This is a genomic window from Streptomyces sp. LX-29 (assembly GCF_029541745.1).
GTDB lineage: Bacteria > Actinomycetota > Actinomycetes > Streptomycetales > Streptomycetaceae > Streptomyces.
In genome coordinates this window covers 5,188,901-5,199,932 of the sequence record NZ_CP089746.1, presented here as the reverse complement: position 1 = coordinate 5,199,932, position 11,032 = coordinate 5,188,901, and the positions used below count along the sequence as shown (strand labels likewise).

The following is an 11,032-nucleotide window of genomic DNA, read 5'->3' as shown; positions in this document are numbered from 1 at the left end:
CCATAACCCTGCAGACATAAACCAAGACCGTGCGCCAGCCTTGCACAGGGAGGGTCCCCCAGAAACCCCTTCAAACCCCCTACGGACCCCTAGCTTTTCCTTGGGTCCCTTATCTACCGGGCGGCCTCGGAGGGCAATGCGTAATTCACCAGAGTGCACGAGAATGCGGATACAGGCAAGGAATTCAGAGGTGGAGGGGCGGCTTTTCGGTCCGCCCCTCCACCTCTCGGGGGATTCGCCAGTTGGTCTGCGATGCGGTCAGCCGCGGCGGGCGGACCGGGGTGCCCGTTCCAGGAACGGGAGGAGGAGCTGCGGTACCGCGTCCTCCGCGAGGGCGATTCCCTGGCCCGTGGAGACGTCACGGACCTTGTAGACGCCCTCACCGGCGGCGGTGGTGGCGCCGAGGGTGAGGAGTCCGGCACGGCGCTGGAACGGCGTCCGGGTGATCTTCCAGCCGATGATCCCCTCCCGCTCGAGGGCCACCGTGCGGTGGGCGAACGTCCCCGCGCTGGTGACCAGGTAGCGGCCGCGGATGCCGTGGCCCAGGGTCCGGTAGGCGTCGACCGCGAAGGCCACCAGCACCGGCACCAGGACGGCGCCGGTGACGCAGCCGACGGTCACCCAGGCCGGGCCGAGCCAGACGCCGAGGCCGAAGGGCACCGCGGCGATCAGCACGGACCAGATCAGCGCCTGGTTGACGCGGCGCCGCAGGGCGGCCCGCGGGTGGCCCAGCAGGCCGTCCCGCACCGTCAGCGCGGGGTGTTCGCCGAGGACTTCGGTGGCCACCCTGCGGGCCTCGGCGCGGGGCACCGGCGGGGTCAGCGCGCGCCGCCTGCGGTTGTCCTCCAGGTTGCCCAGGCCGCTGGCGACGGCGTTGAGCCTGGCCGCCTTGGCCCAGCGCAGCGGGATCGGCTCGACCAGTTCCACGCCGCGCAGCCGCCGCTGCTCGATGCTGACCGAGCGGGTGACGAAGAGTCCGCGGCGGACCCGGAACATCCCGCCGTCCTCGCGCTCCAGCCGGTAGCCGGACCAGCTCTCGATGAACGCGCCGGTGGAGCCGGCGATGCCGAGGACCACCACGACGGCCAGGGCGACCAAGACGCCGTACCAGAGGGGGACCGAGCCGAAGCGGTGTTCCAGGTCCTTGACGACCCCCCACTCCAGCGGGTCGACCTTCAGCTCGTGCAGGGTGCGGTAGACGCTGGCGGCGGCGATGAAGACACCGCCGACGCCCCACACGCTCAGCGGGCCGTAGCGCAGCCAGGACCAGTCGAGTTCGCTGATCGGGCCGTCGTCCTCGGCCGCGGCGCCCAGGCCGCGCCCGGCGTCCCGTCGCTCGATCAGCTGCCGGCGCAGCTCGGCGGCGTCCGCCGCGCTGATGCCGTCCAGGGAGAGCCGCTGGCCGGCGGAGGAGCTCTGCTCGCCGGTGCCGATGGTGAGGGTGGTGAGGCCGAAGAGCCGGTGCAGCGGATTGGCCGTCAGGTCGACGCTGCGGATGCGGTCGAGGGGGATCGAGCGCCGGCTGCGGAAGAGCAGCCCCGACTGGAGCTCCACCATGTCCTCGCCGACCCGGTAGCGGGTGGTCATCAGGCGCATCAGGCCGATGCCGCTGATGACCAGGAAGGTGAGGAAGAGCGAGCCGAGGGTGATGAGGATCTGGAGGTTGGTCTTCCCGGCGACCAGATAGGTGGCCAGGAACATCGCGACCGGGGCCACCAGGATGGCGAGGTTGACCAGGAGCAGCCGGGAGTTGAGCCGCCCCCAGTCGCTCGGCGCGGCGTGTGCCGCCCGCCGTACGGTGGTCTCGCCGCTCATGTGGCGTCCTCCGGGGTGGCCTGGGTGAACCGGGTCAGATGCGCCACCAGCTCCTCGGCGACCTGGTGGTCGATGCCCTTGATCTTCACGGCGCCGGAGGCGGAGGCGGTGGTCACGGTGACCCCGGAGAGCCCGAACATCTGCTGGATGGGGCCGCGCAGGGTGTCCACGGTCTGCACCCGGGACAGCGGGACCACCCGCCACTGCTGCCACAGCCAGCCGGAGGCCGCGTAGACCGCCTCGTCGGTGACCTCCCAGCGGTGCACCCGGTAGCGCCAGGCCGGCATGACGGCCGTGTAGAGGAGGCCGGGCAGCAGCGAGATCAGCGTCGCCCACATGAAGAACTCGCGGGTGGGCGGGATGGAGGCCCACAGGATGCCGAAGGTGAGCGGCAGCGGCACGGCGAACAGCGCCGACTGCACCGTCCACCAGCCGATCGCGCGGCTCCCCACCCGGTGCCGGGGCGGTCGAAGCCTCACATCTTCCATGGTTTCCACTGCTGCTTCACCCAAGTTCTCACGTCAGGGCAGGTTGCCGGGCTGATGGGATGTCATTCACCTGGATCAGACCGAGGCACCGCTGCCGCGCTGCGACTCGAGCGCCGCGGCCTGCGCCGCCTCGGCGGCGCGCAGCTTGCGCATCTTGGTCAGCAGGACAGCGGTGCGGGTCAGGACCATGGCCAGGGACATGAAGACGAACGCGTTGGCATAGGTGTCCTGTCCGCTGATCTTGTAGTCGATGGAGAAGCGGATGAGATCCTCGGTGAACCAGTGCTCGGCACCATAGGCGAAGAGGACGCGCCCGCTGGAGAGCACGACCCACACCAGCGCGTAGCCGATCCCGCCGATGGTGTAGATCTCACCGGACTCATGACGGTAGGCGGGCAACAGGGTACCGGCGATGAGACCGGAGATCACCCCCACACCGACCCCTACGAGCTGGAGCGAGACGTCGTTGCCCTGGGTGGGGAACGAGTGCACGAAGATGGCGATGATGACGGCCACGGCCACCACCGAGCGCACCATGCGCGTGGCGGTGATCTTCTTACGGCCGATGTCCGTGGCCAGGATGATGGTCAGAATCGTGCCGCTGGCGATGAGTGCGGTGACGAACTGGCTCATGTGCGATGTCTCCCGCCCTGATGGGCTCTTGGCTGTGGCGCGCCGCTTCACCGGCGTCCTGATACCTCCACGCTAGGTCCGCGCGCCCTGTCGCCGAGACGACTGAACGGTGGGTTCCGGCTGTCCACCGGACGGTGGACACGGTGGACACGCGTGGTAGGACTAGTGACGTGCGCACTCACTTCCGACGAGGCGTGTCGCAGGCTCAGCACGACGTGCCCCAGGCCGGCGCGTACTACGGACCCGAGTCCGGAAGCCGCTGGTTCGGCCTGTGGGACGGCTTCTTCGCGGTCTCCTATCTCGTCACCGCCACCCTGCTCCTCACCTCCGGCACCCATGCCGTCGCCATCGGCGCGCTGACCCTGATCGTGCCGTGGTACGCGGCGCTGGGCCGGCCGCTGATGATCGGTGACGCGGTCGGGCCGCGGAACCTGGTCTTCGCCGGCGTCCTGCTGCTGCTGTTCGCGGTCGCCACCTCGTTCAGCCTCGCCGGCTCCTTCGCCATGTTCGCCGTCGTCCCGATGCTGATCATGAGCCTGTCCATGCGGCAGGCCGTGGTCATGCTCATCGCGGCCCACCTCTGGCCGGTGACCGTGGTGTGGTTGCGCGGCGAGGACATGGGCCTCGGCGTGCTCCAGGTGCTGCCCATCGCGCTGCTGAGCATCGCCCTGTCGACGCTGCTGGGACTGTGGGTCAAACGGGTGGTCCGACAGAGCAAGGAGCGCGGCCGGCTCATCGAGGACCTGCGGCGCAGCCGCGAGCGGGTGGCCCGGCTCTCCCACGAGGCCGGCATCTCCGCCGAGCGCGAGCGGCTGGCACGCGAGATCCACGACACCATCGCCCAGGGTCTGACCAGCATCATCGGACTGGTGCAGACGGCGGAGTCGGAGCTGGACCACTCCCCCGACCTGGCCCGCACCCATCTGTCGCTGGCGGGCCGGGTGGCCAAGGAGTCGCTCGCCGAGGCACGGGACTTCGTCACCACCCTCACCCCGCCCGCGCTGCGCGGCAGCTCCCTCGTCCAGGCCGTGCGCCGGCAGGCCGACGGCCTGGTCGCCGAGACCGGCCTGGACGTGCGCTGCACCGTCGAGGGCGACGAGAAGCCGCTGCCGATGAACGTCAACGTCGTCCTGCTCCGCTCGGTGCAGGAGGCCATCGCCAACGTCCGCAAGCACGCCGCCCGGGCCCGCACGGTGGACGTCCTGGTCGCCTACGAGGAGGACACCGTCCGCGTCGTCATCCGCGACGACGGCCAGGGCTTCTCCCCCGACGACGACCAGAACGGGTACGGGCTGCGTGGCATGCGGGCCAGGGCGGCGGAGATCCACGGGTCGGCCACCGTCGACAGCCGCCCCGGACACGGCACCACGATCGAGGTGACCGCCCCGCTGGGCGCGGTCGCCCAGGAGGCATTCAGTGGCTGAGACGACAACAGTCCGGGTGATGTTGGCCGACGACCATCCGGTGGTACGCGAGGGCCTCAGCGCCATGCTGGAGTCCGCCGAGGGCATCAGCGTGGTCGGCCAGGCCGGCTCCGGTGAGGAGGCGGTCGTCCAGGCCACCGCGCTGCGCCCCGACATCGTCCTGCTGGACCTGCGCATGGGCGGCATGGACGGCGTCGCCGCGACCGGTCACATCCTGCGCGACTGCCCCGGCACCAAGGTCGTCATCGTCACCACCTACGAGGACGACGCCGACATCCTCCGCGCGGTCGAGGCCGGGGCCGCCGGCTACCTGCTCAAGGGCAGCTCCCGGCAGGAGCTCATCGACGCCGTGCACAGCGCGGCCCGCGGCGAGACCGTCCTCACCCCGTCCCTCGCCGGCAAGCTGTTCCGCCCCCGCGCCGTCGTCGAGCCGGTCCCGCTCTCCGGCCGCGAACGCGAGGTCCTCGGCCTGGTCAGCCAGGGCCTCACCAACGCCGAGATCGGCACCCGCCTCTTCATCAGCGAAGCCACCGTCAAGACCCACCTCCTCCGCTCCTTCAAGAAGCTGGGGGTCTCCGACCGCACGGCAGCCGTCATGACAGCCCTGGAACGCGGGCTGCTGTAGGCGTGTCGGTGGGCTGTGGCCCGGTGGCGGTCTTCTCCCCTGACCCGCCCCTTCCCGAAACCGGGGCTCTGCCCCAGACCCCGTAAAACAGGGTGTCACAAGGGGCCCAAGGCAAGCCCCCTTGTTCCCGCCGCGACGGCGAGCAACCCAGACAACGCGACCCGGCGGTGCCGAACCGCCCGCAACCCGTTCGGAACGGCCTCAACGACACCGCGAGGGGATCCACAAGGGGCCCGACAAGGGCCCCTTGTTCCCGCCGCGACGGCGAGCGACCCAGACGACGCGGCCCAGCGGTGCCGAACCGCCCGCAACCGCACGCCAGCAACCGCGCCCCGCAGCCCGCGGGCCGCAGCCCGCAGGGGCGCCACGGGGGCACCCCGACCCGTACAGGACCCGCCGTCAGGCGATACCGGTGAGGCTGCTGTCGGCGAGCTTCGCCGGCAGATCACGCCGCCGCTTCACCTTCAGCTTGCGATAGATCCGCGTGAGGTGCTGCTCCACCGTGCTCACGGTGACGAACAGCTTGGACGCGATCTCCCGGTTCGTGTTTCCGTGCGCCGCCAGCAGGGCGACCCGCGCCTCGGCCTCGGTGAGCGCCTCGACCTCGCGCTGGGCCGCGTCGTCGCCCGGCTGGCCGACCGGGGCGACCAGGTCGGCCCCGTCCCCGTGGCTGGGGATGAGCTGTCGGCACAGCGGCTCCGCGCCGCATGCCTTGGCGACGTGCCACGCCTTGCGGACCAGCACCCGCGCCCGGTTGAAGTCGCCCAGCGCGCGGTACCCGCGGCCGAGTTCGCCGAGCGCGCCCGCGAGCTGGAGTCGGTCATCGCCGCTCTCCAGGATCTCGACGGCCTCCTTGAGCCGGGGAAGCCGCCGCTTGAGGTCCTCACCGCGGGCCAGGATCAGCAGCAGTGCGCCGCGCAGCCGCGGCTGGCCGGGGCTGCGTCGCAGCTGCTCCTCGGCCAGGGTGTGGGCCCGCTCGGTCTCCTCCAGGGCCAGCCATGCCTCGGCGGCGTCCAGCCGCCACGGCACCAGCTGGGGGGAGTCCACCCGCCAGGCGGCCATCAGCTCGCCGCAGGTGTTGAAGTCGCCGAGGGCGGCGTGGTAGCGGCCGGTGGCCAGGTGGCAGCGGCCGCGGGCCCGGAGGTAGTGCAGTCCGGTGAGGGTCTGGAACAGCCCGTCGGGGACCGGCTGTTCCAGGAGCGCCATGGCCTCGTCGTAGCGGCCCATGCCGGTCTCGGCCTGGATGAGGGTGGCCAGCGGCAGGCCGATGGCCACGCCCCAGCCGGCCGGGGAGATCCGGGAGATCGCGGTCCGCGCCTGGTGGGCGGCGACCGGCAGGTCGCCCTGACGCAGGGCGATCTCGGCCCGTACGGCGGAGAGCAGCGCCTGCCAGGTGGGCACCCGGCGGCTGGCGCACTCGCCGAGCAGCCGCTCGCACCAGGACTGGGCGAGGTCGAGCCGGTCCGCGTAGACCAGGGCCAGCAGCGCGAAGGCCAGCGGCTGGAGGGAGTTGTCGGACAGGTGGTAGCGCTGGAGAACGCGCTCCGCCTCGACCACGGCGCGGGCCGTCTGGCCGCCGAGCGCGGTGGACAGGGTGGCGGCGGACTGCGCGTAGGCCTCGCCCGCCAGGTCGCGCGGGCCGGTGGAGGCCGCCGGCGCGGTGGTGCCGAGGGTGGGGACGCGGGACCGCAGCGGCGGGCTGATCACGGTCAGCCACTGCGCGGTGGCGGCGAGGGCCGCGCCGCGCGCGTCCTCGACGCCGGTGATGGTCGACCCCCCGGGGGCGGGGCGCGCGGTCGCGGTCGATCCGGCGATGGCGTCGGCCGCCTGCTCCAGCCGGCCGGACCAGGCCAGGTAGGAGACGGACAGCGCCAGGTCGCGGGGGGCGAGCAGGCCGCCCCGCAACGCGTCGGCCAGGTCGGGGAGGTGCGCTTCGGCGACCGCCGGCCCCATCCGCCAGGCCACGCTGACCAGCCGGGCCTTCAGGGTGGCCCGCTCCCGCCCGTCCTGGCTGGCGGCGTGGGCCAGTTCCAGGCAGCGCAGCGCGAACTCCAGGTCCTCTTCGACCAGCGCGTACTCGGCTGCCTCGCGCAGCACCGGGACGGCCCAGCGCTCGACGTCCTGTCCGCCGGCGACCAGGTGCCGGGCGACTTCGAGCGCCGCGGCGCCGTCGCTGTGCAGCAGGTGGGCGGCGCGCCGGTGCAGCGCGGCGCGGGTGGCGGTGGGGACGGCGTCGAGGACGGCGGTGCGCGCGGCGGGGGCGCGGAAGGCGCCGCCCTCCAGCAGCGCGCTCTGGTGCAGGTCCTGGACGCCCTGTTCGACGGCGCCGGCGGTCAGCCCGAGCAGCTCGCTGAGCAGCACCGGGCAGTCGGCGTCGCCGAGGACCGCGATGCCGTGGGCGATGGTCAGCACATCGGGGGCGCCGCGGTGCAGGCAGCCGAGCACGGCCTGGGCGTACGCCTCGCCGGGGACCGGCCGTTGCAGCGACTCGCCGTGCTCGCCGCCGGCCCGCCAGTCCTCCAGCAGGGCGCGCAGCAGCAGCGGGTTGCCGCCGGTGAGTCGGTGGCACTCGGGGGCCAGTCGGGCGGCGACGGCCTGAGAGACGTAGCCGGTGAGCACGCGGGTGATGCCGGGCTCGGTGAGCATGTGCAGCCGCAGCCGGCCGCAGTTGGGCTGGCGCAGCAGCTCGGCGTGGAAGCTCAGCTGTTCCTGGCGTAGTCGGGTGGACTCGGTGAGGACCACCAGCACCTTGGCCTGGCGCACCCGGCGGGCCAGGTGCAGCAGGAACTGGAGGGAGTGGCCGTCGCCCCAGTGCACGTCGTCGACCGTGATGACGAGCGGGCGTTCGTCGGCCAGACGCAGCAGCACCGAGGAGACGCGGGACATCGTCCGCAGCCGGGAGGCGGCGCCGCTCTCCTCGTCGGTGTCCACGTCGTCCAGCAGCGCGATCGCCTCGGCGCGCGCCTCCGACGGCATGGCAGCGTTGTCAAAGACCTTCTTGAGCAGGCCGAAGGGCAGTTCCCGCTCCGCGCGGGACCCGGTGGTCTCCAGCAGCAGCACCCCGCGGGAGAGCGTCTGGGCCGCGAACCTGTCGAGCAGGTCGGTCTTTCCGCTGGCCACCGCCCCGCTGATGAGTGCCAGCCGTCCCCTGCCCTGTTTGGCGCCGCACAACATGTCGGTCAGCGCGGCAAGGTGGTTCTCGCGTTCGAAGAGCTTGGCAGGCATGGTGAGTCCGTCCCCCGGAACTCGGCCCACGGCCCGGTAGTCACGCCGGGCCGTGGGAATTGTGCGTTGACGCGGATGCGCGGTCCGGTCAGTACTGCTGGGAGCCGACCGCGTTGATCTTTTTGGAGACGATCTCAATGATCTTCTCCGAGTGGTTGGCCAGGAAGAAGTGACCGCCGGGGAAGACATGGATGTCGAAGTCGCCGGTGGTGTGGGCGCGCCACGCCTCGGCCTCCTCCATGCTGGTCCTGGGGTCGTTGTCGCCCGTGAGGACCGTGATCGGGGCGCGCACCGCGGCCCCTTCCTCGGAGCGGTAGGTCTCGATGGCCGTGTAGTCGCTGCGGATCGCCGGCAGCACCATCCGCAGGATCTCCTCGTTGCCGAGGATGCGGGAGTCGGTGCCGCTCAGGAGCTGCATCTCCTTGACGATGCCGTCGTCGTCCCGGCGGTGCACGTTCTCCTCGCGGTAGCGGGAGGGAGCGCGACGACCGGAGGCGAAGAGGGCGATCGGGCCGGAGTGACCGTCACGCTCCAGCCGGAGCGCCACCTCGTAGGCGAGGACGGCACCCATGCTGTGGCCGAAAAACGCCGTCGGCACATCGAGCCAGGGCTTGAGCTCCGCGACGATCGCGTCGGCGTAGTCCGGGATGTTCTCGATGGCCGGGTCCAGTCGGCGGTCCTGGCGCCCGGGGTACTGGAGACACAGCACGTCGACGGCCGGGGAAAGCGCCTGGGACATGGGGAAATAGAAGGGGGCGGAGCCCCCGGCGTGCGGCATACAGACCAGCCGGACACCGCTCTCCGGGACGGGGTGGAACCGGCGTACCCAAGCGCTATTCTCTCGCTGTTCACCCATGTGCCGAAGAATCTTTCCCTTAAGTTTTGTGTGGGAGGCACCCGGTTTCTCGCCGGGATTTATCCGGAACGGTACCGTCCCGGCATGTTTCATGTTTATCACGGTAGTTGAAGTAGGGGGTACCCCTAGGTTTAAGCCACCCCCCCTGATATCCGACCCCGAATACACCGCGTGACGTGCGACCGATCCTTCGCACTCTCCGTGTGCGGGTATCGTGAGGAACTCATGTGCGAACGGCCAGGCTTCCGGGAGGACCCCCAGTGAGGATCGCTTGCCAGCAGGCGGCCTGCGGCACCACCGGCCTGACCCACTCCCTCGACCAGCTGCGCCAGGCGGCGCGCCGCGCGGCCGAGGCGGGCGCCGAGCTGCTCGTCACCCCCGAGATCTCCATCGGCGGCTATCCGCTGCTGATGAGCAATCTCAAGGAGGCGTGCGGTCCGGTCGACGGCCCGCAGTGCGCCGAGGTGGACGCCATCGCCCGCGAGTTCAATCTCGCGCTGGTGCACGGCTGGCCGGAGACCGACGGCGGGGAGCTCTACAACTCCGCCCGGCTGGTCTCCCCCCAGGGTGACACCCTCGCGGTCTACCGCAAAACACACCTGTACGGACGCGGCGAGCGCGCCATGTTCACCCCCGGCGAGCAGGGGGTGGTGCAGACCTCCTACAACGGCCTGACGTTGGGCCTGCTGATCTGCTACGACGTCGAGTTTCCGGAGGCCGTACGGGCGCACGGGGTGGCCGGCACCGATCTCCTGCTGGTGCCCACCGGGCTGATGCGCCCCTGGGACTTCGTCGCCCGCACCCTGGTGCCCGCCCGCGCCTTCGAGAGCCAGCTGTACATCGCGTACGCCAACTGGACCGGCACCCACGGCGGCATCGGGTTCGCCGGCCACACCACGGTGGCCGCCCCCGACGGCAGCTCGCAGGCGCTCCCCGAGCAGGGCGAGGGGCTGCTGGTCGCAGACGTCGATCCCGCGGTCCTGCGGCGTGCCCGCGCCGCGACCACCTATCTCCAGGACCGGCGGCCGGAGTTGTACTCCTCCTGACGCCGGGCCCGAGCGCCCACCGCGGCCACGGAGCCGGGTCGGGAACATCCGTACCATCTATGGAACATCTTGCACCGTAGTGCCGTTCGGGGCGATACTGGACCCCGGATTTCAGAATTCATCCGCACCGACGATTCACGCCGGGTTCATTCCCCCTCCCCCATCCCGTGCCGCGGCACGCCTTCGTGAGGAGTCAGCCTTTGAGCACCAAAGCGGCACCCCGGGCGCAAAGCCACAGGAGGCGCGCGTCGTTGCTTTACGCGCTGCACGACGCCTTCCGGCGCGAGGCGGCGCTCCTGGTGTCGTCCGCCGGCGTCGCCGACCCCTCGGCGCTCGGGCCGGACTGGAAGCTCTTCCGGCGCTATCTGTCGATCCACCAGACGGCCGAGGACGTCGCCCTCTGGCCGGCCCTGCGGTACAAGCCGGGCGCCGGTCACCGGAACCTGACGACCCTGGCCGCCATGGAGGCCGAGCACGCCGGCCTGCAGCCCCTGATGGCGAGGATCGACGACGCGCTCACCGGGGAGCGGCCGACCCGGTTACCCGAGCTCGCCGCGGACTTCTGCACCGCCCTGCTGGCCCACCTCGACCACGAGGAGGAGGCGGCGCTCCCGCTGGCCCTGGCCATGGCCGACGAGTGGGAGTGGCGGGTCTTCGAGCAGGTGCAGCGACGCCTGCTGGGCCCCGAGGGCGCCGCGACCTTCCTCCCCTGGCTGCTGGACGGCGCCCCCCGGCACACCCGGCGCGAGGTGCTGGGGCTGCTCTCCCCCGTCACCCGGCTGAAATTCCGCACACTCTGGCGTCCGCGCTACGAACGAAAAAATCGTTGGCAGCTTCCGGACACGGAATGAAATTCATCGCTTTCTCTTCACAGCTGCAACCAGAAGCGGAATTCCCGGTTCGGAAAGATGCTGTTGAAT

9 protein-coding genes are annotated in these 11,032 nt (G+C 71.2%); 4 read left to right on the top strand and 5 right to left on the bottom strand.

Going from position 1 to position 11,032, the window contains the following annotated elements:
• Positions 1-258 precede the first annotated feature (258 nt).
• The 3 genes from LRS74_RS22445 to LRS74_RS22435 form a co-directional block, all read right to left on the bottom strand.
• Complete coding sequence (locus LRS74_RS22445; RefSeq protein ID WP_277742694.1) at positions 259-1,815, bottom strand: PH domain-containing protein; 1,557 nt, start codon at positions 1,813-1,815, stop codon at positions 259-261.
• Positions 1,812-2,303 carry a PH domain-containing protein gene (locus tag LRS74_RS22440; protein WP_277742693.1) on the bottom strand — a complete coding sequence of 164 codons (492 nt, stop codon included), beginning with the start codon at positions 2,301-2,303 and terminating at the stop codon, positions 1,812-1,814. The genes LRS74_RS22445 and LRS74_RS22440 overlap by 4 nt, the downstream gene beginning before the upstream one ends.
• A gap of 75 nt (positions 2,304-2,378) precedes the next feature.
• The gene (locus tag LRS74_RS22435) at positions 2,379-2,936 is read right to left on the bottom strand and encodes a hypothetical protein (RefSeq protein WP_277742692.1); all 558 of its coding nucleotides are present in this window, start codon (positions 2,934-2,936) and stop codon (positions 2,379-2,381) included.
• A gap of 194 nt (positions 2,937-3,130) precedes the next feature.
• On the opposite strand from LRS74_RS22435, the gene LRS74_RS22430 reads away from it, so the two are divergent.
• Positions 3,131-4,360 carry a sensor histidine kinase gene (locus LRS74_RS22430; protein WP_277742691.1) on the top strand — a complete coding sequence of 410 codons (1,230 nt, stop codon included), beginning with the start codon at positions 3,131-3,133 and terminating at the stop codon, positions 4,358-4,360.
• A 19-nt stretch (positions 4,361-4,379) separates the two neighbouring features.
• Positions 4,380-4,985, top strand: coding sequence for a response regulator transcription factor (locus LRS74_RS22425; RefSeq protein ID WP_277744876.1), 606 nt, complete (start codon positions 4,380-4,382; stop codon positions 4,983-4,985).
• Between the two features lie 399 nt (positions 4,986-5,384).
• Here the strand turns inward: LRS74_RS22425 and LRS74_RS22420 are convergent, their stop codons facing one another.
• A complete protein-coding gene (locus tag LRS74_RS22420; RefSeq protein ID WP_277742690.1) occupies positions 5,385-8,210 on the bottom strand; it encodes a LuxR family transcriptional regulator in 2,826 nt (941 codons plus the stop codon).
• Between the two features lie 88 nt (positions 8,211-8,298).
• Positions 8,299-9,066: an alpha/beta fold hydrolase gene (locus tag LRS74_RS22415; RefSeq protein WP_277742689.1), complete on the bottom strand. Its 768-nt coding sequence runs from the start codon at positions 9,064-9,066 to the stop codon at positions 8,299-8,301.
• Between the two features lie 260 nt (positions 9,067-9,326).
• Between LRS74_RS22415 and LRS74_RS22410 the strand changes: the two genes are divergently transcribed.
• Both LRS74_RS22410 and LRS74_RS22405 read left to right on the top strand, forming a co-directional pair.
• The gene (locus LRS74_RS22410; RefSeq protein ID WP_277742688.1) at positions 9,327-10,112 is read left to right on the top strand and encodes a carbon-nitrogen hydrolase family protein; all 786 of its coding nucleotides are present in this window, start codon (positions 9,327-9,329) and stop codon (positions 10,110-10,112) included.
• A 251-nt stretch (positions 10,113-10,363) separates the two neighbouring features.
• Positions 10,364-10,963, top strand: coding sequence for a hemerythrin domain-containing protein (locus LRS74_RS22405; RefSeq protein WP_277742687.1), 600 nt, complete (start codon positions 10,364-10,366; stop codon positions 10,961-10,963).
• The last annotated feature ends 69 nt before the right edge of the window (positions 10,964-11,032 follow it).